Genomic DNA, 26294 nt, shown 5'->3' on the forward strand with positions numbered 1-26294 from the left:
CGGTCAGCGCACCGGGCGGTAGGTCGCGATGATCACGCCGCTGCTGGTCGGCTCGGCGCTCACCAGCTCCAGCTTCTTCATCGCGGCGTCGTCGGCGAACAGCTTCTTGCGCCCCTCGCCGGCCACCACCGGGTGGATCAGCAGCACCAGCTCGTCCAGCAGGTCCTGCTCCAGCAGCGAACGAACCAGTGTCGGGCTGCCGGCGACGGTGAGGTCCTTGCCCTCGCCCGACTTGAGCTCGGTGACCGCGGCCACGAGATCACCCTTGACCAGCGTGCTGTTCGCCCAGTCGTCGACGCCGTCCAGTGTCGAGGAGAACACGTACTTCGGCGATTCGTTGATCCACTTGGCGAAGCCGGCGTCCTCGCCGCTGGTCACGGTGGGCCAGTACCCGGCCCATTCGGTGAACGTCACCCGGCCCAGCAGGATCGTGTCGGCCGTCTCCAGCGTGTTCGCCAGGGCGGCGCCCATCTCCTCGTCGAACGCGAACTGCCACTCGTTCGGGGCCTGTGCGACACCGTCGAGCGAGATGAACAGACCCGAGACGACCTTGCGCATGATTCCTCCATGATGAGTGCGGAGTCCCGTCGTCCGTCGCGGCCCTGACGGCGCTCCGGCCGGGACGGGCCGACCCCTTCGGCCACGTCGTGAACACTAGGCCGGGCCGGGACTCAGGTCTTGTACAGAAGCGACAGCGGCTCCGCGCCGTCCGGGACGCTCAGCCGAGTGGCGGTCCGGCCGATGTAGCGGCTCAAGGACCGTGCCAGGTGCGGCTGGTCGAAGTAACCGAGCCGGTGGACGACGTCCTGGACCGGCACCCCCTCCTGGACCAGTACCGCCGCCTGCCGTGCGCGCTGGATCTGCCGGACGGCGCCCTGCGTCAGACCGGTCGCCGCGACGAAACGCCGCTGCAGGGTGCGGTCGGAGACGTCCGGGCGGGCGCCGCCGAGCACAGCGGGCACGATCGGGTCCTGGTCCACGATCCCCTCCCGCACCATTCGAAGGACGAACGCCTCCGCGTTGTCGTAGTCCGGCACGTGCCAGGCCGAACCCTTCAGCCACAGCGAACGCCGCGTCACGTCGGGGATCTCCGCGTTGCCGCCCACCAGACTGCTCATCGGGATGTGCGGCATCGAGGTACCCAGCGCGAAACTGATCCCGAAGAAGACGGCGTCGTCCGGCACCGGCGCCTGGGACGCCCTCGGCTCCGGGCCCAGCACGGCGGCCTGCGTCCGCCCCTGGTGCTCCCAGAACACCAGCTCCCAGTGGGACGTCGCGACCGACATCATCCGGGTGACGTCGTCGCTCCGGCTGCGCCACACCCGCTCGATGTAGGGCAGCTCCGACGTCCGGCTCTCGATCACCAGACTCATCCCGGTCCCCTCGCACGGCCCGGATCCCGAAGTCCCGGAATCCCGCAAGAGCCGCCAGTCTGACACCCCGCTCGCCGACTCCGCCGCCGGAACCCCTCGCACTTCCTCCCCGGGGCGACGACACTTGACGGGCCGAAACATGGGTAGCGACACGGGATCCGGCTCTTCTAGGGGGACGCACATGCGGGACAGCCACCGGGCTGAAGCGGAACGGCTGTTGGCAAGAGCGGTGGAGGAGGAGGTGCGGCGCTCGGGCGGCAGCTCGGACGCCGGGACGTTGCTCGCGCGGGGGCGTGCCGCTCTCGACTCGATGGCGGCGAGCGCGGGCGAGGAGTACGCGGCCTACGAGCAGGCGCTCACCGAGGCCGAGGCCGGTCAGCAGCCGCTGTCGCAGCGCTTCAGCCGGGAGACGCTGGGCGCTCCGGTGCTGGTCACCGCCGTCGCCGCCGTCGCGGCGATCGGCGCGGACATCGCCCTCGGTACGGCGACGGGCACCGCGCTCGGGGCCGGTGCCGTCGTGGCCGTCGCCGGGGCGGCGACCACCGTCGCCAAGGTGACCGCCGCGCACTGGCCCGCGGCGCACCGCAGGGCGGGAGCACTCGCGCAGCCCGGCGGCGTGGACCAGTTGCGGCTCCAGTGGCTGACGGCGCTGGACGTACGGGGCATCCGCCCGTTCCTCGACCAGCAGCGGATGCTGGCCGCGTCGGCACGGCCCGCGAAGAAGGCGTCCGTCGTGCCGCAACTGCGCGGCACCGACCGTTCGGCGGCGGCACGGCGCAGGTCCGTGCTGGAGCAGTCGTTCGGCCATCTCCCCCACCCCGGGGGCCCGTTCGCCGGGCGCCGCTCGCAGATGGCGCAGATCACCCAGTGGGTGCACGCGGCGCGTGCGGCGACGCAGACCCTTCCGGTGGTGGTGGTCCTCCACGGCGATCCGGGCTCGGGACGCACCACGCTCGCGGTGCGCGCCGCCCACGATCTCAAGGACCTGTTCCGCGGCGCGTGCGTGGTCGACCTCCGCGGCGACGGCGAGCAGCCGCTGCCCACCCGTGACGCACTGCTGCACCTGCTGAACCGGCTCGGTGCGCCACGCGAGCAGCTGCTCTTCCGCGAACGCGCCTCGGCGGAGCAGCAGGTGCGGCGGCTCAGCGAGCTGTACCACCAGTACCTGACCGGCCTGCCGGTGACGGTGGTTCTCGACGATGCGAGCGACCCGGACCAGGTGCGCACGTTGCTGCCGGAGCGGTCGGACAGTCTGGTGCTGGTGACCGCCCGCGCGCCGCTCGACCTGCCCGACGACATCCCGGCCCGGGTGCACCAGCTGCCGGTGGAGGCGCTGGACGCGGCGGGCGCGGAGGAGCTGCTGCGGGCCGCGGCAGCGCCGTCTTCACCGGGGCCGTACGACGTCCGGTCCACGGAGGAGGTCCGGGAGCTGTGCGGCGGGCTGCCGCTGGCGCTGCGGACGGCGGGCTCCTCGCTGGGCGAGCGTTCCGCCGACCGCCTGGCGGCGGATCTCCGCGCCCTGGGGCCGCTGGATCCGGTCGAACGGGCGTTGCGGCTGCGCTACACCGACCAGCCGGAGCAAGCGCGGCGGCTGCTGCGCCGGCTGGCGCTGGCGGGCCGGGCCTCGCTCGGTCCCGCGGCGGCCGCGGCGCTGCTGGCGACCGACGAGAAGGAGGCGCAGCGGCTGCTGGCGGCGCTCTCGGAGGCGGGGCTGATCGACCATGTGCGCTCAGGGCGTTACCGGCTGCACGACGCGGTGCGCCGCTTCGCAAGGAACCGGCTGATGGACGAGGAGGACGCCGCCGACCGCGGCGCGGCGCAGGAGCGGCTGATCCGGAACTACGCGGAGCTGGCCGGCGCGGTGATCCGGATGGTCGACGGCAAGATGTCGACGCGGGCCGGACAGTTCGGGGCGTACGGCTTCCCCTCGCTGGACGCGGCGCTGCGCTGGCTCGACGACGAGTCGAGCTTCATCACCTCGGCGCTGCGGCACGCGGAAGGTGTGGACCAGCAGGCCGTGCTCGGGCTGCTGGGCGCGCTGTGCGACTACTGCCTGCTGCGCGGCGACCTGTACCGGCTGGGTGAGATCAGCGAGCTCACCCAGGCCGTGGACCAAGGGCTGCTGGAGCGTTCCGTGCGCTGGCGAACCGGCATCGCGGCCCGGCAGCTCGGCGAGCTGGACAAGGCCCGTACGACGCTCTCGTCGGTGGTGGGCCTCTATCGGGAGGCGCACCACGACGCCGGTGCGGCGCTCGCGCTGTGCTCGCTCGGGATCACCCTGCACCACCAGGGCAACCTCACGGAGGCGGCGGCGAAGCTGCACGAGGCGATCGCGCTCCAGGACTCACAGGAGCAGGCGGAGGACCGCGCCTGGTCGCTGCACGCGCTGGCCGCCGTGGAGCGCGACCGGGCGAATCCCGCCGAGGCCCTGAGGCTGCTGGAGCGGGCACTGGCGCTGCACAGGGAGGGCGAGTCCTTGCACGGCGAGGCCTGGTCGCAGTTCCAGCTGGGCCAGGTGTTCCTGCGCACGGGCGACGTGCCCGCCGCCCGGACGGCGCTGGAAGTGGCCCTTGACCTGTACGGCCGCACCCGCGACGGCCGCGGTGAGGCATGGGCGCTGACCCAGCTGGCGCGTGCCCGGCTCGTCGACGGCGACCCGGCGCCCGCGGTGGACGACCTGCGCCAGGCGCTGGCCAGGCACCGCGAGAACGAGGACGCCCGCGGCGAGGCGTGGACCCTGTACTACCTGGGCCAGGCCCTGGAGGAGTCCGGCGACCGCGACCAGGCGGTACGGGAGCTGGAACGGGCGCGGACGATGTTCTCCCGGATGCGGGACGTGTACGGGCTGGCCTGCGCCCGTCACCACTCCGGCCGGGTCACCCGCGACCAGCTCGCGGCGAGGACGGGCAGCCTGCGCAACTCCGGCTTCGCCCGCCAGCTCCTCGTCGACGCCCGCGCGGACTTCGCCCGGATCGGCGTCGCGCACGGGGAGGCCTGGACGTGCCTGGAGCTGGCGATGATCGACGCCGGGAACAGCCGCGCGCCGCAGGCGCTGGAGCTGTGCGACGAGGCGGCGGCCCTGTTCGCCTCGTACGGCGACGAGCGCGGCGGCGACTGGGCGCGGTTCCTGCGCTGCACCCTGCTGCCGTACGCCTCGCCCGGCGGCATCGAGGTCGGCACGGTCGTGTCCCAGGAGGAGCTGTCGCGTCTGATGGCCGCCGGGCACGCGTCGCGTGACGCGAAGCTGGAGGACTGCGCGGAGGCGCTGGCGGTGATGCTGGAACGCGGCGTGCGCCTGGAGGACGGCTGGCAGGCGTGGCAGCTGGGACTGGTCCCCAACCGGCACGCCCGGGAGGTCATGGGCGTGGCCGTGGAGGCGGGCCGCTAGCGGCGGACACACCCGTGGGCCCGGTCCGCGGAGGCGGTCCGGACCCAGGGGTGACGCGTCAGGCCGATGCGGAGCCCGTCCGCTTCGCGGGGCCGGCCTCCGAGGTGGCCTTCGGGTCAGGGGCCTCCTCGAAGTTCACGCGGCCCATGTGGCGGTTCATGGACTTCATCAGGGCCCACACGCCCACAGCCAGCGCCGCGAAGACGAGAAAGCCGAGGACACCCGGGGTGACCTTGTTCTCGTCGAGCTCCTTGGCGAGGGTGGCCATGTGCGTCATTGCGAGGTGTGCGCTTGCGCTCATGTCAGGCATTGTCCCGGATGCCCGCGAAGAGGTCGTCCTCGGGGAGGGAGGTTTCGACGAGCGACTTCGCGAGCTCGTACTCCTCCGTCGGCCAGACCTCCTTCTGGATCTCCATGGGGACGCGGAACCAGCCGCCCTCGGGATCGATCTGTGTGGCGTGCGCGATCAGCGCCCGGTCACGGGTCTCGAAGAACTCGGCGCAGGGCACGTACGTGGTCAGCGTCCGCTCCGCGCGCTGGAACTCCTTCCAGCGTTCGAGCCACTCGCCGTACGGCGACTCGAGGCCGCGCTCGAGCAGCGCCTCGTGGAGGGCGACGGTGCGGGGACGGTTGAAGCCCTGGTTGTAGTAGAGCTTCTGGGGCTGGAAGACCGGTCCGTACTCGGACTCGGGGAACTTCTCCGCGTCGGCCGCACCCTCGAAGGCCACCATCGTGATCTTGTGGGTCATGATGTGGTCGGGGTGGGGATAGCCGCCGTTCTCGTCGTAGGTCGTGATGACCTGGGGACGGAAGTCGCGGATCCTGCGCACCAGCTCACCGGCCGCCTTGTCGACGTCCTCGAGGGCGAAGCAGCCCTGCGGGAGCGGCGGCAGCGGGTCGCCCTCCGGCAGACCGGAGTCGACGAAGCCGAGCCAGTCCTGCTCCACCCCGAGGATCTCGCGGGCCTCGTCCATCTCCTTCCTGCGTACCTCGTGGATGTTCTCCTCGATATAGGCGTCGCCCTGGAGCTTGGGATTGAGGATGGAGCCGCGCTCGCCTCCCGTGCAGGTCACGACCAGCACGTCCACCCCCTCGGACACATACTTGGCCATCGTCGCCGCGCCCTTGCTCGACTCGTCGTCGGGGTGGGCGTGCACGGCCATCAGTCGCAGCTGCTCAGTCAAGACTCGATCCTCAATGAATAGTCGCGTCGTGCAACTTCTATAGTGACCGAATCGGCGGACGGAAAATTCCTGCCTCCGGCTCTCGAGAGGAACGATCATGGCGGCTGTCGGCGAGAAGCTTCCGCAGGGGCGCTACGGGCGCACTGCGGACGAGCGCGCGGACCGGAAGCTGCGGATCGTGGGGGCCGTCCTCGGCGCCTGCATGCTCGCTCTCGTCGGCTGGTTCGGCTACGACTACGTCGCCGGTACGCGGATCAGCGCCGAGATGATCAAGTTCGACGTCATGGAGGGCGCCGACGAGGTCCAGGTCCATCTCGAGGTCCGCAAGGACGCGGGGGCGGCCGGCAGCTGCACGGTGCGGGCCCTCGCGGAGGACGGCGCCGAGGTCGGCCGGCTGGACGTGGCGATCGGCCAGGAGGGTGAGAACCGCATCGACGAGGTCGTGAAGATCCGTACGACGCGGCAGGCGACGAGCGCCGAGCTGATGGGCTGCACCGCCGCGTGACACCCCGAACCCCGCGCTGAGCAGGGGTTCTGCATTTCCCGAGGCCTTTGTCCTCCCCCTTTCCCGCCGGAATTGTTAGGCTCGTGGTTTCGCCCGCCCATGGGGGTACATCCTTGTGGGTAGGGCGATGCTTTGTATTCCCAGTACCTACGAGGAGCACCTGTGACCCAGACCAGCGACAACGTCACCTGGCTTACCCAGGAGGCGTACAACCAGCTCAAGGCCGAGCTGGAGTACCTGTCTGGTCCCGCGCGCACCGAGATCGCCAAGAAGATCGAGGCGGCGCGCGAGGAGGGCGACCTGCGGGAGAACGGCGGGTACCACGCGGCCAAGGAGGAGCAGGGCAAGCAGGAACTCCGTGTGCGCCAGCTGACCCAGCTCCTGGACAACGCCAAGGTCGGCGAGGCCCCGGCGGACGACGGCGTCGTCGAGCCCGGCATGGTCGTCACGATCGCCTTCGACGGCGACGAGAACGACACTCTGACGTTCCTGATGGCGTCGCGCGAGTACGCGAGCGCGGACATCGAGACGTATTCGCCGCAGTCGCCGCTGGGCGTGGGCGTGAACGGCAAGAAGGTCGGCGACGACGCCGAGTACGAACTGCCGAACGGCAAAAAGGCCGCGGTGAAGATCCTCGCGGCCAAGCCCTACTCGGGCTGAGCTGGACGCGTACGACGAAGGGGCCGGACCGCGGAAGCGGTCCGGCCCCTTCTTGTGCCGGTCAGGCGGCGGAGCGGTACTTGCGGACGGCCAGGGTCCGGAAGACCACGAGGATCAGCAGCGACCACAGCGCCGAGGCGAGGATCGGGTGCTGCATCGGCCACGCGTCCGGGGCCTTGAAGCCGGGCGGCAGATTGCCGAACAGCTCACGGCAGGCCTGGACCGTGGCGCTGAACGGGTTCCACTCGGCGATGGTCTGCAGGAAGCCCGGCATGTTGTTGGCGTCCACGAAGGCATTCGAGATGAACGTCAGCGGGAACAGCCAGATCAGTCCGCCGGAGGTGGCGGCCTCCGGCGTGCGGACCGAGAGGCCGATCAGCGCGCCGATCCAGGAGAACGCGTATCCGAGGAAGAGCAGCAGCAGGAAGCCGAGCAGCACCTTGCCGATGTTCTCGTGGACCCGCCAGCCGAGGATCAGCGCGACGACCGCGAGCACGACGAGCGTGAACGCCGTCTGCACGAGGTCGGCGAGGGTGCGGCCGGTGAGAACCGCGCCGCGCGCCATGGGCAGCGAGCGGAAGCGGTCGATGAGCCCCTTGTGCATGTCGTCGGCGATGCCGGCACCGGCGCCCGCGGTGGCGAAGGTGACGGTCTGAGCGAAGATGCCCGCCATCAGGAACTCGCGGTAGTCCTGCGGCGAGATGGAGCCGCCGACCTGGATGGAGCCGCCGAAGACGTACGTGAAGAGCACCACGAACATGATCGGCTGGAACAGTCCGAAGATGATCATCTCGGGGATGCGCATCATCCGGATCAGGTTGCGCTTCGCCACCACCAGGGAGTCCCTGACGGACTGGCCGATGCCGCCACGGGGGCGGGGCGCCGCGAGCGGCGGCGCGGTCTGCGTGGTGGCGCTCACTTCGCGCCCTCCTTCCTGGCGCTGTGGCCTGCGGCGTCTTCCGGGTCCGCGCCGCCGTTGGCCTCTTCCGCCTCCGCCGCGTGTCCGGTCAGCGAGATGAAGACGTCGTCGAGGGTGGGGCGGCGCAGGCCGATGTCGTCGATCTCCACGCCTCGGGCGTCGAGGTCGCGGATGACCTCGGCGAGCAGCTTGGCGCCGCCGGTGACGGGGACCGTGAGCTTGCGGGTGTGTTCGGCGACGGCGACCTCGCCCTTGCCGTAGCCGACGAGGACCTCGCGGGCGGGCCCGATCTGTTCGGGCTCGTGGACGACGACCTCGACGCGCTCGCCGCCCGTGCGGGCCTTGAGCTGGTCGGAGGTGCCGCGGGCGATGACCTTGCCGTGGTCGACGACGCAGATGTCGTCGGCGAGGTGGTCGGCCTCCTCCAGATACTGGGTGGTCAGCAGCAGCGTCGTACCGCCGCCGACGAGTTCCTGGATGACCTCCCACAGCTGTTGCCGGTTGCGCGGGTCGAGGCCGGTGGTCGGCTCGTCCATGAACATCACGGGCGGGGACACGACCAGCGCCGCGGCCAGGTCGAGCCTGCGGCGCATACCGCCGGAGTAGGTCTTGGCGGGGCGGTCGGCGGCGTCGGCCAGGTTGAACCGCTCGAGCAGCTGACCTGCTCTCTTCTTCGCGTCCCTGGCGCTCATCTGGTAGAGCTGCCCGACCATCTGGAGGTTCTCCCGGCCGGTCAGGTACTCGTCGACGGCGGCGAACTGGCCGGAGAGGCCGATGGACCTGCGCACCTCGTTGGGGTGCTTGAGCACGTCGATGCCGGCGACGACCGCGGAACCGCTGTCCGGCTGGAGGAGAGTGGTCAATACGCGCACGGTGGTGGTCTTGCCGGCGCCGTTCGGGCCGAGAAGTCCGAGGACCGTGCCTTCGGGGACGTCGAGATCGACGCCGTCCAGTGCCCTTACGTCACCGAAGGTCTTGACCAGACCTTCGGCGTAGATGGCGCCTGGCATAGGGGGTCTCCCATGGTGACGGGTGGAGTGGATGAATGCTTGCGCGCGAAAGGCCGGCTCGGCCGCTCCCTTGGCGGGAACATGACGGGGACCACACCGTAACGCGATACATCGCGTTTCTCAAGAGAGTGTCGCGTCGATGACGCGCCGGGTATCGCGATACATGTGCCTCCGCCCTCCCGCCGACGCGGAAGCGCTCAGACCATCACCGTGTAACCCGCGGCGCGCAGGGTCGCCGCGACCTCCTCGCAGTGCTCGGGCCCCTTCGTCTCCAGGTGCAGCTCCACCTCCACCTCCGTGAGCCCGAGCCGCGGGTCGGTCCGTACATGGCTCACATCGAGAACATTGGCATCCGCCACTGACAACAGGCCGAGAAGCCCCGCGAGCGCACCGGGCCGGTCCGTCAGGCGCAGTCGCAGCGACAGGTACCTGCCCGCCGCCGACATGCCGTGCCGGAGGATGCGCTGCATCAGCAGCGGGTCCACGTTGCCGCCCGACAGCAGGGCGACGACCGGGCCCTCGAAGGACCTCGGATCGCTCAGCAGTGCCGCCACCGTGCTCGCCCCGGCCGGCTCGACGACCATCTTCATCCGCTCGAGGCAGAGCAGCAGCGCACTGGAGAGCGCGTCCTCGGAGACCGTACGAACCTCCTCCACAAGATCGCCAATGATTTTGAAGGGCACATCGCCCGGCCGCGCCACCTTGATCCCGTCCGCCATCGTCGTCGGCCTGTCGACGGACACCGGATGCCCGGCCGCCAGCGACGGCGGATAAGCGGCGGCGCCCTCGGCCTGCACGCCGATCAGCTTCACGTCGGGCCGCAGCGCCTGCACCGCCACCGCGATCCCGGCCAGCAGCCCGCCCCCGCCGACACCGACGAGGATCGTCCGCACCTCCGGGCACTGCTCGAGGATCTCCAGCCCCACCGTGCCCTGCCCGGCGATGATGTCCGGGTGGTCGAACGGGTGGATGAAGACGGCGCCCGTCTCCCGCGCGTAATCCTGCGCCGCGGCCAGCGTCTCGTCGACGACCTGCCCGTGCAGACGCACATCGGCCCCGTACTCCCTCGTCGCGGCGACCTTCGGCAGCGGGGCCCCGACCGGCATGAAGACCGTGGAACGCACACCCAGCAGCGACGACGCCAGCGCCACGCCCTGCGCGTGGTTGCCCGCGGAGGCGGCCACCACGCCCGCCGCCCGCTCCTCCTGCCGGAGGCCGGCGATCCGCACGTACGCGCCGCGCAGCTTGAACGAGCCGGTGCGCTGAAGGTTCTCGCACTTGAGATGGACCGGAGCCCCCACCAGCTGCGACAGATGCCTGCTGCCCTCCATCGCCGTGACTCTGGCGACGCCGGACAGCATCTTCTGCGCTCCCCGGATGTCGTCGAGGATCACGGAAGGAATCTCGGGCGTACGGAAGCTCATGCCGCCAAGTCTGGCAGTTCGGGCCCCGCCGGGTGGTGCCGTCCGCATCCCGGGTCGGCGCCCGCAGCCGTCACCCGGGACCGGGCCCGCGGCGGAGCGGGCGCACCGGCCCGGAGTCCGGCCGCGTAAGGGGCCCGTACCGGATTGTGCAGCGCAGGTACGCGGGGACCCGGGGCCGCGTACTCTGTCCCCCACCAACCGACCACCGCACAAGAGAGCCCCCGCAGCCATGCCCACTTCTCAGGACATGACGACCACTGCGTCTGCCTCTCGGGGGACCTCCCCGAACCCCCGGCGGCCCCGGTCTCCTCGATGCCCTCCAGCACCAGGTGGCCGTGTTCGCACGCCGCGCGGAACAGACACGGCTCGGCGGAGTCGGCCAGGTCCGCAACTCGATGGACCGCGCCGCGTACCTGCTGCTCAACCGCCTGGACCTCGAAGGTCCGATGGGCGTCAAGGCACTGGCCGCCGGAATGGGCATCGACTCCTCGACCGTCACCAGGCAGGTGGCGCCGCTCGTCGACAGCGGCCTGGTCAAACGCACCTCGCACCCGGAGGACGGCCGTGCGGTCGTGCTCCAGCTGTCCTCGCGCGGCCTGGCCAAGCTCGAAGAGGTCCGCGCCTCACGCCGTGAGCTGATGGCCCAGGTGACGGACGGCTGGACGGAGAACGAGCGGGAATCGTTCTGCACTCTGCTCACCCGTTTCAACACGGCGCTCTCCGCCCGGCAGGCCGGTCTTCCCGCCAGTGACACGGAGACGCCGCCGACCTCTTGACCCGGGGCCGTCGCCGGGCCCTATATGAGGACGTGAGCGAGCGGAATTCAGCCATGGACCGCCGTCGCGCCCATGAGTTCGAAGCCTTCGTGGCGGGCGCGTCGAGCCGGCTGCTGCACGCCGCGACGCTGCTCACCGCCGAGCCCCCACCGCCAATCCGCTGGCACAGCGGCTGCTGACCGGTGCCCTCGCCCGCACCTACGCACACTGGGACCGGCTGCGCGGCGAGGACCCGTACAACCGCACCCGCCAGGAACTCGCCCTCCGCTTCGCCCGCAGCGCCTGGCGCTACCACCGGGTGCGGGGCGGGGTACTGGACCGTCTCACCCCGCAGGAACGCCTGATCCTCGTGCTGCGCCTGTACGAGGGGGTCGAGGAGGAGCAGGCGGCGGCGATCATCGGACTGCCCGCGGACCGGGTGCGGGCCATCTGCAGCCGGGCGGTCTCCACGATGCGCAGCGCCCGCCGGGCCCCCGGCCGCCCGCTCCTGAGGACGGCCTCATGAACGGCCCGGAGCGCAAGGAGGACGAGGTCAGGCGGATGATGGACGTCCCCCATCCCGTGGTCCCCGCCGGCCTCGGCCCGCGCGCCGCGGAACAGGGCGCCCGGCTGCTGCGCCGCCACCGAACGGTCCGCCGGGCGTGGATCGGACTGCTGGTCGTACTGGTCGTCGCGTGCGCGGTGTGGGCGACGGTGACCGAACCGTGGGCGGTTCCTCCGTCGGACACGACACCGCCACTCGAAGGCTGGTAGCGGCAGCCCGTCGCGGATCTACCCTGAAGAGAGGGGCGCACCGCACGAGCCCAGGAGGCCGTCATGACCAGGAAAGTCGCCGACTGCCGCAACACTCCCAGCGTCTCCGGATGCACCCTCACCATCAGCGGCGAGGAGGAGGAAGTGGTGCGGGCGGCCGTGGAGCACGCCGTCTCCGTGCACGAGCACGCCGACAGCCCCGAACTGAGGCAGATGGTGCGTGACTCGTTGCAGGACGAGAAGGCCCACGTATGACCGGATCCCGGCTCCGTCGGCCCCGGCTGGTCCGCCGGGCCCGACGGAGCATCGGGGCAGGTCAGCCCAGAGCCTGCTGAAGATCGGCGAGAAGGTCGTCGGCCGCCTCGATGCCCACGGAGAGACGGACCAGATCCGCCGGAACCTCCAGGGCGGAGCCCACGACGGACGCGTGCGTCATCCGGCCCGGGTGCTCGATCAGGGACTCCACACCACCCAGCGACTCACCCAGCGTGAACAGCTTCGCCCGGTTGCAGACCTCGACCGCCGCCTGCTCGCCACCCTGCACGCGGAACGAGACCATGCCGCCGAACGCCCGCATCTGCTTCGCCGCGATCTCGTGGCCCGGGTGCTCCGGCAGACCCGGGTAGAGGACCTGGGTGACCTTCGGGTGGCTGGCCAGCATCTCCGCGACCCGCGTCGCGTTCTCGCTGTGCCGGTCCATGCGAACCGGCAGCGTCTTGATGCCGCGCAGCACCAGCCACGCGTCGAACGGCCCGGCAACCGCGCCCATCGCGTTCTGGTGGTAGGCCAGTTCCTCGCCCAGCGCGGCGTCCGCGGCGATCAGCCCACCGCCCACGACGTCCGAGTGGCCGCCCATGTACTTGGTCAGCGAGTGCACGACGACGTCGGCGCCGAGCGCGATCGGCTGCTGGAGGTAAGGGCTGGCGAAGGTGTTGTCGACGACCAGCTTCGCGCCCGCGGTGCGGGCGATGTCCGCGACGGCGGCGATGTCGGTGATGCCGAGCAGCGGGTTCGACGGCGTCTCGACCCAGATCACCTTCGTACGGTCGGTGACCGAGGAACGGACGGCCGCCGGGTCGGAGGTGTCGGCCACGGAGAAGTCGACGCCCCACCGCTCGACCACCTTGGCGAAGAGCCGGAAGGTGCCGCCGTACGCGTCGTTCGGGATCACCACGTGGTCGCCGGGGCGCAGCAGCGTACGCAGCAGGCAGTCCTCGGCCGCGAGCCCGGAGGCGAAGGCCAGACCCCGGCGTCCGCCCTCGATCGCGGCGAGGTTCTCCTCCAGGGCGGTACGCGTCGGGTTGGCGCTGCGGCTGTACTCGTAACCGCCGCGCAGACCGCCCACGCCGTCCTGCTTGTACGTGGACACCTGGTAGATGGGCGGTACGACCGCGCCGGTCAGCGGGTCCGCGGTGTTGCCCGCATGGATGGCGCGGGTCTCGAAGCTGTGGAAGCTGTGCTGGTCGCTCATGAGGTCCGAGCGTAGTCCGGTGCGGGACCGGCCGTGGCCGCACGCCGCAGGCGTCCGGGACAATGGGCTCATGGAGATTCTCTGGTTCCTGATCGCACTGTGCATGCTGACCGCGATCATCGGCCCCGTCGTGCTGCGCCGCCGGAACGGCATCCGGCTCGCCCGGCCCGGCTCGCCCGACGCCGCCGACCCGGACACCTATGGATTCGTACGCCAGGAGCAGCTGGACGTCCGGATGCCCGGACCGGACCAGGACCTCCTCGACGTACTGGACGTCGTCCAGCGGACCCAGGACTGGCAGGCCGCCTCCCAGCTGCTCGCCGGTACGCCGAAGGAGGGCGAGCGGCGCTGGCAGCGGGTCCAGGCCTTCGCAGGGGCCGCGTCCCTGGAACTGGCGCAGCAGCCCGGTGTCGGCGGCGCGTGGCTGCGCAAGTGGCGCTCGGAGGCACCGAAGGACGCGGGCGCGGCGCAGGTGCACGCCGAGTTCCTGGTGCAGCAGGCGTGGCGCTCGTCGGCCGTCGGCGCGGACGACTTCCGGATCATCCTGGAGGAGGCCCGGACCGTCTGCGGCGAGGCCGCGCTGCTCGCGCCCGGCGACCCCGTCCCGTACATCATCGAGCTGGCCGTCGCCCGCGGACTCGGCTACAGCCACGAGCAGTTCGACCAGCTCTGGGCGAAGGTCATCGACCGCGCGCCCGAACACATGGGCGCCCACCTGGCCGCGCTGCACCACCTGTGCGAGAAGTGGCACGGCTCCCGCGAGGAGGCCGACCACTTCGCCACGACGGCCGCGGCCCGCGCCCCGCGCGGATCGCTCCTGGCGGCCCTCCCGCTCTTCGCGGTCTACGAGCACCTGCCCGAGGTGAACCTCGTGCGCTCCTTCTACCAGAGCGCGGTGGTCACCAAGGCGATGGAGGGCGCGCTGTTCGCCGTGCACTCCGCCCGCCCGGACGACCCGATGCTCGCGCACGTACGCCACCTGCTCGTCGTCTTCCTGGTGAACTCCGAGCGGTGGGCCGAGGCGATGCACCAGCTCGTACGGGTCGACGGCCATGTGGGCGCGCTGCCCTGGACGACGGAGCCCGACCCGGCGGCGGCCTACACCGTCTACCGGGCCCTCGCGGTCGCCGGCTACGAGGCGAACGGCGGCAGCCCGGCGACCCTGCTGCGCTGACCCGCACCCCTCGGCGGCAGCAACGGCACGGGTGGAATTCCGGACGGCACCGGGACGTTGTTCCGGTGCCGTCACCGTGAAGGAGAACCAGCCATGCTCTTCGGCCGTACGCCCGTGCTGCCCACCCCGAGCAGGCCCTCAAGGGCCGCCCGGAGCCGACCTTCACGGTCCCCGACCGTCACACGGTCCTCGGCAACTCCCTGCTCGGCCCCTATCCGGAGCACCTGGAGACCGCGGACTTCGCGCTCGGCTGTTTCTGGGGCGCGGAGCGCAAGTTCTGGCAGACGCCGGGTGTGTGGACGACGCTCGTCGGCTACCAGGGCGGCTGCACGCCGAACCCGACGTACGAAGAGGCATGCTCGGGCCTGACCGGCCACACGGAAGCGGTCCGCGTCGTCTTCGACCCGTCGCAGGTTACGTACGAGTCGCTGCTGAAGCTCTTCTGGGAGTCCCACAACCCGACCCAGGGCTTCCGCCAGGGCAATGACGTGGGCACCCAGTACCGCTCGGCGATCTACACCCACTCCCCCGCCCAGGCCGCTGCGGCGGCGTCGTCCCGTGACGCCTACCAGAAGGTCCTGACGGGCTCCGGGTACGGCACGATCACGACGGAGATCCTCCCGGCGGAAGGCCGGACGTTCTACCCGGCGGAGGCGTACCACCAGCAGTACCTGGACAAGAACCCGGCGGGTTACTGCGGTATCGGCGGTACGGGCGTCTCCTGCCCGATCGGCGTGGCACGCGCCGAGGGCTGACCTCGGCGCGCCGCCTGCCGGGTTTCGACAAATCGAAGGCGGATGCGATTCGGTCCTCCTACGATCCCTGGCATGCTGCTTCGCCGGGTGTTACAGATGACCATGGTCCTCGTTCTGGCCTTCGCGGGGGCCGTCGGGGGCGGTACCGGCACGGCGCTGGCCGAGGAGAGCCGGCCGCCTGCCGATCGGCAGTTGCTGTTCTACAACCACGCCTACGGGGTGCTCGACCGTGAGACCGCCGACGCGATCGAGCACTCCGGCTATCTGCGTACCTTCGCCGACTTCCAGGTCCGCACCACGACCGGAGCCGACGGGCAGACCTGGACCGGCCGCTATCTGCTCGGCCGCGAGACGTACCTCGAACTGTTCGGGGTGGGCGACCTGCCCGGCCAGGACGGGACTCTCGGCGCCGCCGGGACGGGGCTCTCGACCGAGCGCGCCGGTGATCTGGCCACGGTGACCCAGCGGCTGCGCGACCAGGGGATCGCCGAGCCGGTGCAGTTCCGTCAGACACGGGACTTCGGCGACGGCGTGCCTGTGCCGTGGTTCGACGCCGTCTTCACCTCTGCCCGGTACGACGCCTTAGGCGCCTGGGGGATGGAGTACCTGCCGGAGTACTTCGCCGACCCGCGCAGCAACACCGAGCCGGCCTCCTACCCCGGCGACGTCGGCCGGGAGCGCTATCTGTCCGACGGTTACCAGAACCGCCTGATGCGTGACGTGACGTACGTACGCCTCGGGGTCACGGAAGCGGACCTCTCGAACACGGAGCCGCTGCTGCGGGCCGGCGGGTTCGTCGTGCGGCCGGTGGCCGGTGGCGTCCTCGCGGTGCGGGGCGGCACCACGCTCCGCTTCGACGCCGTCCCGCGCGAACAGGCGGGCCTGCGGCAGGTCGGCCTGTCGCTCAACCGGTCCGCGGAGTACCGGCACGAGGAGCGGATCGGGCGTTCGACCCTCGTCGTCGGCCCGGGCTCCCGCGCCGTGTGGACCTTCGGCGGGACCCCGTAGGACGGGGCCCCGCGGGAGTCTCAGGCGGCCGCCCCCAGTGCCAGCGCAGCGACCACCGGGGCCGCGTACACCAGCGGGAAGGGGATGTGCGCGTACCAGCGCGCCCGGACCACGGTGGCGACGGCCCCGGTGAAGTACAGCACCAGGCCGACCCCGGCCAGGACACCGACGACCGGCACGAACAGGCCTGCGAGCAGGCCCGCGGCGCCGGCCGCCTTGGCCGTACCGAGCCAGGGCAGCCAGGACATGGGGACGCCGTAGTCGGCCATGGGCTGCACGACCCATGGGGCGCGCAGGAAGACGGAGACTGCCGAGAAACCCACCATGGCGGCGGCGAGGACGGTGACGACGGCATAGGCGGTGGACATCACAGATGCTCCCATCGGGCAGGCGCCGGAGCCGGTCGCTCCGGCCCGGCTCTTGAGTACGTCACTGCCATGACCCGCCGGGCCTCGCGAATGTGACAGGCGGACCGGTACGGATGTCGCGGCCGGTGGCCGCGGTCACCCCCGGCCCCGGCCGGTGCGGGCCCGGTGATGGCACACTGGGCGTATGGGTTCGTACAAGCACTACTTCTTTCTCTGATTCCGGACGCGGACGCAGCGTGCGAGTCGTAGGACTCCGCTGACGTCCCTCCCGCGTCCGTCCGACAGCACCCGGCCCTGCCCCGGCATGCGCGCAGGCGCACTGTGCGCATTGCCGCCGTGCGGGCCTGTCACCCAGGGAAAGACCATGCGCGAACGCGCCCGACTGACCATGAAAGACGTTTCCAAGGCATACGACGGCCGTGCCGTCCTCGATCAGGTGTCGCTGACCGTGCGGCCCGGCGAACGCGCCGGCGTCATCGGGGAGAACGGCTCCGGCAAGTCGACACTGCTGCGCCTCATGGCCGGCGACGAGACACCCGACACGGGCGGGATCACTGTCAGCGCGCCCGGCGGCACCGGGCATCTCGACCAGACCCTCGAGCGGACGCTCGGGCTCGGCCCCCGCCACACCGTGCGGGACGCCATCGACACGGCGCTCGCCGAACTGCGCGACCTCGAACGGCGGATGCGGCAGGCAGAGGCGTCCCTCGCCGACGCGGGCGAGGCGGAACTCGCCGCCTACGGCGAGCTGCTCACGGCCTTCGAGGAGCGCGGCGGCTACGAGGCGGACGCCCGGACCGACGCCGCCCTGCACGCGCTCGGCCTGGGCGGACTGCCGCCCGGGCGGCGGCTCGGCTCCCTCTCCGGAGGGGAGCAGTCGCGGCTGGCCCTGGCCTGTGTGCTGGCCGCCTCCCCCGAACTGCTGCTCCTCGACGAGCCGACCAACCATCTGGACCGGCAGGCGACCGCGTGGCTCGAGGAGCAGCTGCGCGGCCACCGGGGCACGGTGGTGGCCGTCACCCACGACCGGGCCTTCCTCGAACGGGTCGCCACCACGATCCTCGAGGTCGACCGGGACACGCGCGCCGTGCACCGGCACGGCGACGGCTGGGCGGGCCACCGGGCGGCGAAGGCCGCCGCACGCCGCCGCCGGGAGCAGGAGTACGAGGAGTGGCTGGACGAACTGGCGCGTACGCGGGAGCTGGTGGCTGCCTCCGGGCAGCGCCTGGCTGCGTCGGGCAAGGACCCGCGCCAGGGTTTCGGCAAGCACCGCCGGTCGCACGAGGCGAAGCTGTCGGGTCGGGTCAGGGCCGCACGGCAGCGTCTCGAACGGCTCGAGCGGGAGCCGGTGGCCGCGCCGGTGCCGCCCCTGCGGTTCACGGCGCGGCCCCGCACGTCGGGCCGCTCGGGAATGCTCGCCGAGCTCACGGACGTCAGGGTCGGCGACCGGCTGCGTCTCGCGGGTCTGCGGCTGGAGTCGGGGCAGCGGCTGCTGGTGACCGGCCCGAACGGCGCGGGCAAGACCACGCTGCTGCGGGTGCTGGCCGGGGAGCTACGCCCGGACGAGGGCACGGTGCGGCACGGGGAGCGGGTCAGGATCGGCTATCTCGCGCAGGAGCTGCCCGTGGCCCCGCCGCGCGGACCGCTGCTGTCGGCCTATGCGGCGGGCCGGCCGGGCCTGCCGGACGAGTTCGCCGACGAGTTGCTCGGCCTGGGTCTGTTCCGTGAGGAGGATCTGCGCGTACCGGTCCACGCCCTCTCCGTGGGCCAGCAGCGGCGGCTCCAACTGGCCCGCCTGCTGGCGTCACCGTCCGATCTGCTCGTCCTGGACGAGCCGACGAACCACATGGCCCCGACCTGATGGAGGATCTGGAGGAGGCGCTGGCTTCGTACGAGGGCGCCGTGGTCGCGGTCTCGCACGACCGGCGTTTCTGCGGCGCGTTCACCGGTGACCGGCTGGAGCTCCGCGCCGGCCGTGCCGTGAACACAGGGACCGCGGTGGTGCCGGTGGAGAGGGCCGGGGGACGGGCCCTCTCCTGACCGTCCGTCAGTAGCGTTGCCCGGGTCCTGACCTGACGGTCACGCGGCGAGGCGCACGTCGCCCTGCCGTGCCGTCCCCACGGTCCGGGCGAGCCGGGCCGTGGTGGAGCGGGCCGGACGGACGAGCTCGCGGTGGGACAGGGCGAGCAGGTCCGCGAGGCCGAGGCCGAGGGCGTGCGCGGCGGCGGCAAGGATCTCGGAGGAGGCTTCCTTGCGGCCGCGTTCCAGCTCGGAGAGGTAGGGCACCGAGATCCGGGCGGCGTCCGCCACGTCCTTCAGGGTGCGCTCCTGCGCCAGCCGCTCACGGCGCAGGACGCCGCCGACGACATTCCGCCAGAGCGGCTCCCTGGGTGCCTGCCCCGGTGCCGGTGCCTGCCCGTCGGGGGCGGGCGCTGCGGCCGGACGCAGGGGAACGACACGGGCTCGGTTCGTCTCGTGGCTGCTCACCCGCCCAGCGTAGAAGCGCCGCAACGGGCCGGGGAGCAGGGACGGTTGCGCCAGGGGCGAAACCCGGCGCGACCCGGCCCGTTTCAGACGGCCCCTGCGGGGTCGTCCCGTACGCCCGCGGCGGTTCGCGGTTCGGCGGGCCGCCACCTCGGCCGCGCCCGGCACGGTCCGGACGGGCCGGCGGTCAGGAGACCGCCTCCTGCGCCTGGCGCAGGCGGGCCGCCGTGGCCGAGGCGTCGTAGCCGGGAGCGACTCCGTCGACGAGGATGATGTCGCCCGCCAGGTGGCGGGTGCGCAGCGGTATCAGCTCCTGGTAGGCCGGCGACTCGTACCAGTCGCGTGCCTGACGCAGCGTCGGGAAGCCTATGACGACCAGCGCGCCGGGCCACTCGCCCTCGCGGACCTCGATGGTCGCGCCGTGGACGAGGAAGCGGCCCTCGTAGGGATCGAGGGTCGACTGGATGCGCTCCATGTAGTCGAGGACCTCGTCGTCGAGGCGGGCGGCGGGCTGCAGGTTGCCGACGGCGTATGCGGTCATGGTGTCCTCCCGTGGATCGGCGGCTCGATGTGCCTCGATCCTGCCGGGCGGGGGCGCGCCTGGCGATTACCTGCCGGGTAAGGGACCAGGGGCGGACGGCTCACCACTTGCTCTGGAAGTACCCGATCTCGCGTTCGCGCCGGTAGCCGAGCTGCTCGTTGACGGACAGCATCGGACCGTTCTCGTCGGCGACGGTCGTGGCCGTCTCGCGTACACCGGGGCACTCGGTGGCCACGACACCCATCATGTGGCGCTTGACGGCCAGGCCGAGGCGGAGGCCGCGATGCGCAGGCACGACGGCCGTGTCGTACTGCAGGGCCCGGACGTCGGACGGGTCGCGCAGCACCAGTTCGGTGTAGGCGGCGACGGTGTCGGCGCCGTCGGCCGTGTGCACGACGGCCGAGGAGAGTATGACGCCGCCGCGGTCCTCGATCACGCGGGCCGCCGCCCGTACCCGTTCCGCGTCCCACTTCGGCATGGCGCGGTCCACGTCCCCATGGGCGCGTCCTCCATGGCGTTGTGGGCCTCGGCGAAGGCGTCGGCGAGCCCGTCGGGTACGACACCGGTCCAGTGGGCGTAGGCGTACCCGTCGGGGAGCGCGGACCGCACCGGGTGGGCGGCGAGCGCGTCCTGGAGGTTCTGCACGTACCAGGCCAGCCGGAGGGCTTTGCCGAAGCCGTGGCGGGCGGCGAACTCCTCGCCGGGGCCGCCGAGTTCGGTCTCCGCGGTGATCGAAGTACGGCCGTCCGCGGCGAGATCGTCGCGCACGGCCGCCCAGAGCCGGCTCCCGACCCCGCGGCGCCTGGCCCTCGGGTGGACTGCCAACCGGTCGAGGAAGGCGGTGTGCAGGTTGTTCTCGTCGGTGAAGAGCACCACCGTTGCCACTCCGTCGTACGAGCCGTCGGCCGCCACGGCCACGTGATGGACGGCCCGGCCGTTCACCGACGCCGTCCGCAGCTTCCCCTCGGTCTCCACCCGGCCCGGCGCGGGCACATGTCCCGGCAGGTCGTGGATGTGCGCGGCACGGACGACGGTGTGCCAGGCGTCCACGGCGGAGTCGGAGGGCGACATGGGGAGAGTGGTGATCGTCATGCCGGGGACAGTACGTCCCCCAGCGCGGGGCCGCTCGCAATTTCGGCAGCACCGATGCCCGTTGCGGGCGGCCCGGAACGACGACGGTGGCGGCACCCTTCGCGGGTGCCGCCACCGTCAGGTGTCACGGGCGGATCAGACGGCGGAGCCGGCCTTCCACTGCGCCCAGTCCATGTTCCAGCCGTTCAGGCCGTTCTCCGGCTTGATGGTGGTGTCCTTGGAGTTCTTGACGATGACGACGTCACCGACGATCGAGCTGTTGTAGAACCAGGCGGCGGGCTGCTTCGGGTCGCCGGCGCCCTTGACGTCGTTCAGACCCACGCAGCCGTGGCTGGTGTTGGCGCTGCCGAAGACGGAGTCGGGTCCCCAGTAGTTGCCGTGGATGAACGTGCCCGACGTGGACAGCCGCATGGCGTGCGGGACGTCCTTGATGTCGTACTCGCCCTTGCCGTCGTCGTCGGTGAAGCCGACCGTCGCACCGTTCATCCGGGTCTCCTTGAACTTCTCGGAGATCACCATCTGACCGTTGTAGGTCGGGTTCTCCGAGGAGCCGGCGGAGATCGGGATGGTCTTGATCGTCTTGCCGTCCTGGGTGACCGTCATGATCTTGCTGGCGGCGTCGACGGTGGAGACCTGGTTGCGGCCGATCTTGAAGGTGACCGTCTTCTGCTGGACGCCGTAGACACCGTCGGCGCCCTCGACGCCGTCGAGTTCGAGCTTCATGGTGACGGTGGAGCCCTCGGTCCAGTACTGCTCGGGGCGGAAGTCGAGGCGCTGGCTGTTGAACCAGTGGCCGACGACCTCCTGGCCGCTGCTGGACGTCACGGTGATCCCGGACTGGACGGCCTTGCGGTCCGTGATCGCCTTGTTGAAGTTGATCGACACGGGCATGCCGACGCCGACGGTGGAGCCGTCCTCCGGCGTGAAGTTGCCGATGAAGCTGTTGGCCGGCGAGACCGTCGTGAACGAAGCGTTCTCGTGGGCCTCGAGGCCGTCGGCGTCCTTGGCCGTGGCGGAGATCTTGTACGTGGTCGAGCGCTCGAGCTGGCCGTCGGGCTTCCAGCTCTTGCCGTCGGCGGCGAGGGTGCCGGCCACGGCCTTGCCGTCCGCGGTCGTCATCGTGACCTCGGACAGGGTGCCGTCGGTGACGGTGACCTTGGCCGCGTTGTTGATGCTCGCGTTGGTCGTGCCGTTCTTCGGCGAAATCGCTATTCGCGCCTTCGAGACCGCCTTGGCGGCCGCCTCGTCGATCTGTGCCTGTGACGTCTTGGAGGCCTCGGCAGCCGCGTCCCCGTCTCCCCCGCCGTTACAGGCCGACAGGGCCAGCACACCCCCGAGCAGCACGGATGCGACCTTCCATCCGCTGCGCCGCTTGCTGTCCGTCATCACACGCGTCTCCATCGTTGCCGAGTCCCCTGATCAACCACTGTGGACAACCCCATTTCAGGTCATCCGGTTCCACATCGGTGCACGATGTGGGAAAAAACACCTCACCGGGTACGCCCGTCGGACACCGCGCCCGCCGGGTACACCACCCACCGAACTGATCGACGCTGCATCCGTCCCATCGGTTGCACCGTTCCCGGTCCGGCTTCGTCCTTCGATTGTCGCCCCCGCGCTCCTGCCCGGGAAAGCCCGGGCGGGAGTACGGGGTGCGCCTGCCCGGGGTTCCGGGCCCGAAGCGTGTAACAGGTCACTTCCCGGTCCCGTTACGGCTACCGGCCGGTGTCGCCGTCACCCTCGACGCCTCGGTCGTTCTCCAGCAGCGGGTAACCGTCCGGGCCCGGTTCGTAACCATCGACTTCGTCCTCGTCGATGTCCAGCTCCCAGTCGGCGGAGTCCGGGTCGTACTCGATCTGCTCGCAGCTCCACGAGGCCTGCGCGAGCTCGATCCCGGGCACCTGGCTGACGAGGTCGAAGGGGTCGACCAGGTAGGCCAGTGCCTCCGCCTCCTCCTCGCGCACCGCGGACTGCGCATGTGTCCGCTCGTCGTCGGGCATGAATTCGTCGTCGGCGATCCGCTCGAGCGCCGCCCCGGTCAGGGCGCCGGAGTCGTCGACCTCGATCACCAATTCCACTCGCAGCCGCACATAGCGTGATGTCTCAGGGGTGGTCATAGGACGGAGCGTATGGCCCTTCGGGCTGCGGCTTTCCCACGACCCGCTGCTTTCACTAGCATCGCCCCCACCGGCCAATTCGAGGATGCCTCAAGGGGGATCGACTCCGTGTCCGTCGCACGTCGACCGCTGCTCACCGCCACAGCCGCAGGGACTCTCCTGTGTGCGCTGTGGTTCGTCCCCTCGGCGAACGCCACCGCCGAGAGACAGGACCCGCAGCAGTCCGGCGGCTCGCGTTCCGGGTCGGCGGCGCAGTCGGCAGGCGAGGAGCTCCTGCTGGCGCAGACCGGCAGCGTGGACACCACCCCGTACGTGATCGGCGGCACGCTGTCCCTCGGTATCGGGGCGGGCTTCGTCGCGTACTCGATGCGCCGGCGGCACCTGGGCGCCGCCTGACCGGCCGCTGACACGCCGAGGCCGCCCCCGCCGTGACGGCGGGGGCGGCCTCGGTGTCGTGTGGGTCAGGCGAGCGGCCCGGTGACCTTCTCCACGGCGGCGACGAGCTGTCCGTCCCGTACGAACACGTCCGCGGCGGCCAGGTCCGGCGCGAGGAAGCGGTCGGGGCCGGGGCCTTCGACGCCTGCCGCGCGCAGCGCCTCGATGGCGGCCCGCGAGGCCGGGGCCGGGGTGAGGTGGCGGCGCAGCTCGATGGCTCGGGTCGCCGCGTACAGCTCGACGGCGATGACGCGCGTCAGGTTGTCGACGGCGGTGCGCAGCTTGCGGGCGGCCGACCAGCCCATGGAGACGTGGTCCTCCTGCATGGCGGAGGAGGGGATGGAGTCGGCGGAGGCGGGGACGGCGAGCCGCTTCAGCTCGCTGACCAGCGCGGCCTGCGTGTACTGGGCGATCATCAGGCCCGAGTCGACGCCGGCGTCGTCGGCGAGGAACGGCGGCAGCCCGTGGCTGCGGTTCTTGTCGAGGAGCCGGTCGGTGCGGCGCTCGGCGATGGAGCCGAGGTCGGCGGCGGCGATGGCGAGGAAGTCCAGGACGTAGGCGACGGGCGCGCCGTGGAAGTTGCCGTTGGACTCGACGCGCCCGTCGGGGAGCACGACCGGGTTGTCGACGGCGGAGGCGAGCTCGCGGTCGGCGACCAGTCGGGCGTGGGCCATGGTGTCCCGGCCGGCGCCGGCGACCTGCGGGGCGCAGCGCACGGAGTACGCGTCCTGGACGCGGGGCGCCTCTTCCTCCTGGAAGTGGCCGGTGAGACCGGAGCCCTCGAGGACGGCGAGCATGTTCGCGGCGGCGGCGCCCTGGCCCGGGTGCGGGCGGATGGCGTGCAGCTCGGGGGCGAGGACCTTCTCGGTGCCGAGCAGTGCCTCGAGCGTCAGGGCGGCGGTGATGTCGGCCGACTTGTAGAGGCGGTCGAGGTCGGCGAGCGCCATGACGAGCATGCCGAGCATGCCGTCGGTGCCGTTGAGCAGGGCGAGGCCCTCCTTCTCGCGGAGCTCGACGGGCGCGATGCCGTGCTCCGCGAGCAGCTCGCCCGCGGGGCGCACGGTGCCGTCGGGGCCCTCCGCGTCGCCTTCACCCATGAGGGCCAGGGCGCAGTGGGACAGCGGCGCGAGGTCGCCGGAGCAGCCGAGGGAGCCGTACTCGTGGACGACGGGCGTGATGCCCGCGTTCAGAACGTCGGCCATCGTCTGCGCCACCTCGGGGCGTACGCCGGTGCGGCCGGAGCAGACGGTCTTCAACCGCAGGAACATCAGCGCGCGCACGACCTCGCGCTCGACACGGGGGCCCATGCCCGCGGCGTGGGAGCGCACGATGTTGCGCTGCAGCTGGGCACGGAGCTCGGGGCTGATGTGCCGGGTGGCGAGGGCGCCGAATCCGGTGGAGACGCCGTAGACGGGCTCGGGCTTGGCGGCCAGCGCGTCCACGATCCCGCGGGCCGCGGCGAGGGCGGCGACGGCCTCGGCGGAGAGCTCGATCCGGGCGCCGTGGCGGGCCACGGCGATGACGTCATCGGCGGTGGTACCGGACGTCCCCACCACGACTGTTTGCATATCCATATTCAGCAGCGTACGGATTGAATCCAAAGCTGTCACCACCGGTACGCGGCCCGGCCCCTTACAAGCTGGTCACGGCACGCGGGCCGTCAGGGCTCGCTCCACGGCTCGTCCTCCTCCTCCGCCTCCGGGCGGGCGTCCCGGAAGCGGCGGCGGTCCTGCGCGGACCGGGGCGGGGAGTCCGCCAGTCGCATCACCGTGCCATCCCGCCCGGCCACCACCGGCTTCGGGGAGCGCGCGGCCTTTGCCCGGTACTGCGCCGCGTCCGCCAGCCGGAAGAGCCGCCGGGCCGACCGCACCTCCCCGATCGGGTCACCTGTCGACGCGACACCGCACGCGACGCCCTGGCCGAGCTCCAGCTCCTTCGCCCGTACGCACAGGTCGTCGGAGACGTCGACCACCTCGTCGGCGCTCGGCCCCAGCGTGACCAGGCAGAACTCGTCCCCGCCGAGCCGGGCCGCCAGGGTTCCCGGCAGCATCGCCCCGCACAGTGACAGAACGGAGCCGAACCGCTCCAGCAGCCGGTCGCCGACCGCGTGCCCCTGGGTGTCGTTCACCTGCTTGAGGCCGTTGACGTCGCACACCACAAGGCTGACCACGGAACCGTCGGCCCGGTGCCGCTCGAGCGCCTCGTCGAGCCGGGTGTCGACGGCGCGACGGTTGGCGAGGCCCGTGAGCGGGTCGGTGAACGCGAGCCTGCGGACCTCCTCCAGCCGCTCGGTCTGCGCGATGCCCGCGGCAACGACGGACGCCAGGACGGTCGCGAAATCGGCGTCCTCCCTGTCGAACACCGGCGCTCCCTCCGGCCTGGCCACGTACAGCTCGCCCCACGCCCTGCCGTGCAGCACGATCGGCGCGACGACGCAGCAGCCCCGGCCGCGCCGGCGCAGCGCGGTCACCCTCTGATGGCAGTAGCCGTGCCCGGGCGTCGCGGGACCCTGGGCGGTCTCGACCCAAGCATCCGGTTCACCCCCGCCCGCCCAGCGTTCGTGCAGGAACTCGGTGATCTCGGGGAAACGGTTCACCGGGTAGGTCTCCGACTCCGGGAACTCCTCCTCGTCCGGCGCGCGTTCCCCGGCGTTAACGAGCACCTTCAGCCGCCCGCGCTCGCGCTCCCACACGGACAGGGCCGCGAACGACCCGGAGAGCGCGCCGCACGCACCGAGGGCCGCAGCCCGCCAGGACTCACGCGGGGTCGTGGCCGCGGCCATCGCCTGCGCCAGCGCCACCACGGCTCGCAACCGCCCATCCACAGCCATCCCCCCAGCTTAAGGAGGTTTCGACCG

26 protein-coding genes and 3 pseudogenes are annotated in these 26294 nt (G+C 71.5%); 12 read left to right on the forward strand and 17 right to left on the reverse strand.

Annotated features, from left to right (window positions below; all coding sequences use genetic code 11):
- Positions 1-3 precede the first annotated feature (3 nt).
- On the reverse strand, positions 4-558 hold the full coding sequence (locus tag GLX30_RS13810; protein WP_159688047.1) for a dihydrofolate reductase family protein: 555 nt from the start codon (positions 556-558) through the stop codon (positions 4-6).
- A 113-nt stretch (positions 559-671) separates the two neighbouring features.
- A complete protein-coding gene (locus GLX30_RS13815; RefSeq protein WP_159688049.1) occupies positions 672-1373 on the reverse strand; it encodes a helix-turn-helix domain-containing protein in 702 nt (233 codons plus the stop codon).
- A 181-nt stretch (positions 1374-1554) separates the two neighbouring features.
- Between GLX30_RS13815 and GLX30_RS13820 the strand changes: the two genes are divergently transcribed.
- The gene (locus GLX30_RS13820; protein WP_159688052.1) at positions 1555-4761 is read left to right on the forward strand and encodes a tetratricopeptide repeat protein; all 3207 of its coding nucleotides are present in this window, start codon (positions 1555-1557) and stop codon (positions 4759-4761) included.
- A gap of 58 nt (positions 4762-4819) precedes the next feature.
- Here the strand turns inward: GLX30_RS13820 and GLX30_RS13825 are convergent, their stop codons facing one another.
- On the reverse strand, positions 4820-5071 hold the full coding sequence (locus tag GLX30_RS13825) for a hypothetical protein (protein WP_159688055.1): 252 nt from the start codon (positions 5069-5071) through the stop codon (positions 4820-4822).
- Positions 5064-5945 carry a mycothiol conjugate amidase Mca gene (gene mca / locus GLX30_RS13830; RefSeq protein WP_159688057.1) on the reverse strand — a complete coding sequence of 294 codons (882 nt, stop codon included), beginning with the start codon at positions 5943-5945 and terminating at the stop codon, positions 5064-5066. Before mca ends, GLX30_RS13825 begins: the two co-directional genes overlap by 8 nt.
- 97 nt (positions 5946-6042) lie before the next feature.
- Here mca and GLX30_RS13835 point away from each other — a divergent pair, with 97 nt between their 5' ends.
- Both GLX30_RS13835 and greA read left to right on the forward strand, forming a co-directional pair.
- Positions 6043-6450, forward strand: a complete 408-nt coding sequence (locus GLX30_RS13835; protein ID WP_159688060.1) for a DUF4307 domain-containing protein — start codon at positions 6043-6045, stop codon at positions 6448-6450.
- 162 nt (positions 6451-6612) lie between these two features.
- The gene (greA, locus tag GLX30_RS13840) at positions 6613-7110 is read left to right on the forward strand and encodes a transcription elongation factor GreA (protein WP_159688063.1); all 498 of its coding nucleotides are present in this window, start codon (positions 6613-6615) and stop codon (positions 7108-7110) included.
- Between the two features lie 61 nt (positions 7111-7171).
- Here the strand turns inward: greA and GLX30_RS13845 are convergent, their stop codons facing one another.
- The 3 genes from GLX30_RS13845 to ilvA form a co-directional block, all read right to left on the reverse strand.
- Positions 7172-8029, reverse strand: a complete 858-nt coding sequence (locus GLX30_RS13845; protein WP_159688065.1) for an ABC transporter permease — start codon at positions 8027-8029, stop codon at positions 7172-7174.
- A complete protein-coding gene (locus tag GLX30_RS13850) occupies positions 8026-9039 on the reverse strand; it encodes an ATP-binding cassette domain-containing protein (protein WP_159688069.1) in 1014 nt (337 codons plus the stop codon). Before GLX30_RS13850 ends, GLX30_RS13845 begins: the two co-directional genes overlap by 4 nt.
- 197 nt (positions 9040-9236) lie before the next feature.
- Entirely contained in the window at positions 9237-10463 is a 1227-nt protein-coding gene (ilvA, locus tag GLX30_RS13855) for a threonine ammonia-lyase (RefSeq protein WP_159688074.1), read from the reverse strand.
- Positions 10464-10798: 335 nt separating this feature from the next.
- Here ilvA and GLX30_RS13860 point away from each other — a divergent pair, with 335 nt between their 5' ends.
- The 4 genes and pseudogenes from GLX30_RS13860 (at position 10799) to GLX30_RS13875 (ending at position 12247) form a co-directional block, all read left to right on the forward strand.
- Positions 10799-11239, forward strand: a complete 441-nt coding sequence (locus tag GLX30_RS13860; protein WP_347879734.1) for a MarR family transcriptional regulator — start codon at positions 10799-10801, stop codon at positions 11237-11239.
- A 32-nt stretch (positions 11240-11271) separates the two neighbouring features.
- Positions 11272-11744 (forward strand): annotated as a pseudogene (locus tag GLX30_RS13865) (sigma factor-like helix-turn-helix DNA-binding protein).
- A complete protein-coding gene (locus GLX30_RS13870) occupies positions 11741-11992 on the forward strand; it encodes a hypothetical protein (RefSeq protein ID WP_159688078.1) in 252 nt (83 codons plus the stop codon). The pseudogene GLX30_RS13865 and the gene GLX30_RS13870 overlap by 4 nt, the downstream one beginning before the upstream one ends.
- Positions 11993-12055: 63 nt before the next feature.
- Positions 12056-12247 carry a DUF1059 domain-containing protein gene (locus GLX30_RS13875; protein ID WP_159688081.1) on the forward strand — a complete coding sequence of 64 codons (192 nt, stop codon included), beginning with the start codon at positions 12056-12058 and terminating at the stop codon, positions 12245-12247.
- A 61-nt stretch (positions 12248-12308) separates the two neighbouring features.
- On the opposite strand, the gene GLX30_RS13880 is transcribed toward GLX30_RS13875, so the two are convergent.
- Positions 12309-13463 carry a cystathionine gamma-synthase gene (locus GLX30_RS13880; protein ID WP_159688084.1) on the reverse strand — a complete coding sequence of 385 codons (1155 nt, stop codon included), beginning with the start codon at positions 13461-13463 and terminating at the stop codon, positions 12309-12311.
- Between the two features lie 70 nt (positions 13464-13533).
- On the opposite strand from GLX30_RS13880, the gene GLX30_RS13885 reads away from it, so the two are divergent.
- From GLX30_RS13885 to GLX30_RS13895, 3 genes and pseudogenes are all read left to right on the forward strand, one after another.
- Positions 13534-14637, forward strand: coding sequence for a hypothetical protein (locus GLX30_RS13885; protein ID WP_159688087.1), 1104 nt, complete (start codon positions 13534-13536; stop codon positions 14635-14637).
- A 93-nt stretch (positions 14638-14730) separates the two neighbouring features.
- Positions 14731-15392: pseudogene (gene msrA, locus GLX30_RS13890) on the forward strand (peptide-methionine (S)-S-oxide reductase MsrA).
- A gap of 96 nt (positions 15393-15488) precedes the next feature.
- Positions 15489-16400 (forward strand): DUF5829 family protein, encoded by a 912-nt coding sequence (locus GLX30_RS13895; RefSeq protein ID WP_159695026.1) that lies wholly within the window; start codon positions 15489-15491, stop codon positions 16398-16400.
- Positions 16401-16420: 20 nt separating this feature from the next.
- On the opposite strand, the gene GLX30_RS13900 is transcribed toward GLX30_RS13895, so the two are convergent.
- Entirely contained in the window at positions 16421-16768 is a 348-nt protein-coding gene (locus GLX30_RS13900) for a DoxX family protein (RefSeq protein WP_159688091.1), read from the reverse strand.
- A 364-nt stretch (positions 16769-17132) separates the two neighbouring features.
- On the opposite strand from GLX30_RS13900, the pseudogene abc-f reads away from it, so the two are divergent.
- Positions 17133-18808: pseudogene (gene abc-f / locus GLX30_RS13905) on the forward strand (ribosomal protection-like ABC-F family protein).
- Positions 18809-18847: 39 nt separating this feature from the next.
- Here abc-f and GLX30_RS13910 read toward each other — a convergent pair.
- The 6 genes from GLX30_RS13910 to GLX30_RS13935 form a co-directional block, all read right to left on the reverse strand.
- Complete coding sequence (locus GLX30_RS13910) at positions 18848-19255, reverse strand: helix-turn-helix transcriptional regulator (RefSeq protein ID WP_159688094.1); 408 nt, start codon at positions 19253-19255, stop codon at positions 18848-18850.
- 184 nt (positions 19256-19439) lie between these two features.
- Positions 19440-19793 carry a DUF1330 domain-containing protein gene (locus tag GLX30_RS13915; RefSeq protein WP_159688097.1) on the reverse strand — a complete coding sequence of 118 codons (354 nt, stop codon included), beginning with the start codon at positions 19791-19793 and terminating at the stop codon, positions 19440-19442.
- A gap of 100 nt (positions 19794-19893) precedes the next feature.
- Positions 19894-20271, reverse strand: coding sequence for a hypothetical protein (locus GLX30_RS13920; protein ID WP_159688100.1), 378 nt, complete (start codon positions 20269-20271; stop codon positions 19894-19896).
- Complete coding sequence (locus GLX30_RS13925) at positions 20226-20885, reverse strand: GNAT family N-acetyltransferase (RefSeq protein WP_159688104.1); 660 nt, start codon at positions 20883-20885, stop codon at positions 20226-20228. The genes GLX30_RS13920 and GLX30_RS13925 overlap by 46 nt, the downstream gene beginning before the upstream one ends.
- Before the next feature lie 135 nt (positions 20886-21020).
- The gene (locus tag GLX30_RS13930) at positions 21021-22286 is read right to left on the reverse strand and encodes an Ig-like domain-containing protein (protein ID WP_159688107.1); all 1266 of its coding nucleotides are present in this window, start codon (positions 22284-22286) and stop codon (positions 21021-21023) included.
- Between the two features lie 314 nt (positions 22287-22600).
- Positions 22601-23002: a hypothetical protein gene (locus GLX30_RS13935; protein ID WP_244258141.1), complete on the reverse strand. Its 402-nt coding sequence runs from the start codon at positions 23000-23002 to the stop codon at positions 22601-22603.
- Positions 23003-23110: 108 nt separating this feature from the next.
- Between GLX30_RS13935 and GLX30_RS13940 the strand changes: the two genes are divergently transcribed.
- Positions 23111-23398, forward strand: coding sequence for an LPXTG cell wall anchor domain-containing protein (locus tag GLX30_RS13940; RefSeq protein ID WP_159688110.1), 288 nt, complete (start codon positions 23111-23113; stop codon positions 23396-23398).
- Between the two features lie 65 nt (positions 23399-23463).
- Here the strand turns inward: GLX30_RS13940 and hutH are convergent, their stop codons facing one another.
- On the reverse strand, positions 23464-25005 hold the full coding sequence (hutH, locus tag GLX30_RS13945; RefSeq protein WP_159695028.1) for a histidine ammonia-lyase: 1542 nt from the start codon (positions 25003-25005) through the stop codon (positions 23464-23466).
- 92 nt (positions 25006-25097) lie between these two features.
- Positions 25098-26267, reverse strand: coding sequence for a diguanylate cyclase (locus GLX30_RS13950; protein WP_159688113.1), 1170 nt, complete (start codon positions 26265-26267; stop codon positions 25098-25100).
- Positions 26268-26294: the final 27 nt, after the last annotated feature.

The sequence above is a fragment of the Streptomyces sp. Tu 2975 genome (assembly GCF_009832925.1).
GTDB lineage: Bacteria > Actinomycetota > Actinomycetes > Streptomycetales > Streptomycetaceae > Streptomyces.

Excerpts from the sequence above, each read along its gene's own strand:
- GLX30_RS13920 (WP_159688100.1), bottom strand. The coding sequence starts at position 20,271 with ATGCCGAAGTGGGACGCGGAACGGGTACGGGCGGCGGCCCGCGTGATC.
- GLX30_RS13930 (WP_159688107.1), bottom strand. The coding sequence starts at position 22,286 with ATGGAGACGCGTGTGATGACGGACAGCAAGCGGCGCAGCGGATGGAAG.
- GLX30_RS13850 (WP_159688069.1), bottom strand. The coding sequence starts at position 9,039 with ATGCCAGGCGCCATCTACGCCGAAGGTCTGGTCAAGACCTTCGGTGAC.
- GLX30_RS13810 (WP_159688047.1), bottom strand. The coding sequence starts at position 558 with ATGCGCAAGGTCGTCTCGGGTCTGTTCATCTCGCTCGACGGTGTCGCA.
- GLX30_RS13950 (WP_159688113.1), bottom strand. The coding sequence starts at position 26,267 with ATGGCTGTGGATGGGCGGTTGCGAGCCGTGGTGGCGCTGGCGCAGGCG.
- GLX30_RS13815 (WP_159688049.1), bottom strand. The coding sequence starts at position 1,373 with ATGAGTCTGGTGATCGAGAGCCGGACGTCGGAGCTGCCCTACATCGAG.
- GLX30_RS13880 (WP_159688084.1), bottom strand. The coding sequence starts at position 13,463 with ATGAGCGACCAGCACAGCTTCCACAGCTTCGAGACCCGCGCCATCCAT.
- ilvA (WP_159688074.1), bottom strand. The coding sequence starts at position 10,463 with ATGAGCTTCCGTACGCCCGAGATTCCTTCCGTGATCCTCGACGACATC.
- GLX30_RS13925 (WP_159688104.1), bottom strand. The coding sequence starts at position 20,885 with ATGACGATCACCACTCTCCCCATGTCGCCCTCCGACTCCGCCGTGGAC.
- GLX30_RS13835 (WP_159688060.1), top strand. The coding sequence starts at position 6,043 with ATGGCGGCTGTCGGCGAGAAGCTTCCGCAGGGGCGCTACGGGCGCACT.
- GLX30_RS13820 (WP_159688052.1), top strand. The coding sequence starts at position 1,555 with ATGCGGGACAGCCACCGGGCTGAAGCGGAACGGCTGTTGGCAAGAGCG.
- GLX30_RS13875 (WP_159688081.1), top strand. The coding sequence starts at position 12,056 with ATGACCAGGAAAGTCGCCGACTGCCGCAACACTCCCAGCGTCTCCGGA.
- GLX30_RS13895 (WP_159695026.1), top strand. The coding sequence starts at position 15,489 with ATGACCATGGTCCTCGTTCTGGCCTTCGCGGGGGCCGTCGGGGGCGGT.
- GLX30_RS13825 (WP_159688055.1), bottom strand. The coding sequence starts at position 5,071 with ATGCCTGACATGAGCGCAAGCGCACACCTCGCAATGACGCACATGGCC.
- GLX30_RS13870 (WP_159688078.1), top strand. The coding sequence starts at position 11,741 with ATGAACGGCCCGGAGCGCAAGGAGGACGAGGTCAGGCGGATGATGGAC.
- GLX30_RS13935 (WP_244258141.1), bottom strand. The coding sequence starts at position 23,002 with ATGACCACCCCTGAGACATCACGCTATGTGCGGCTGCGAGTGGAATTG.
- hutH (WP_159695028.1), bottom strand. The coding sequence starts at position 25,005 with ATGCAAACAGTCGTGGTGGGGACGTCCGGTACCACCGCCGATGACGTC.
- GLX30_RS13885 (WP_159688087.1), top strand. The coding sequence starts at position 13,534 with ATGGAGATTCTCTGGTTCCTGATCGCACTGTGCATGCTGACCGCGATC.
- GLX30_RS13900 (WP_159688091.1), bottom strand. The coding sequence starts at position 16,768 with ATGTCCACCGCCTATGCCGTCGTCACCGTCCTCGCCGCCGCCATGGTG.
- GLX30_RS13915 (WP_159688097.1), bottom strand. The coding sequence starts at position 19,793 with ATGACCGCATACGCCGTCGGCAACCTGCAGCCCGCCGCCCGCCTCGAC.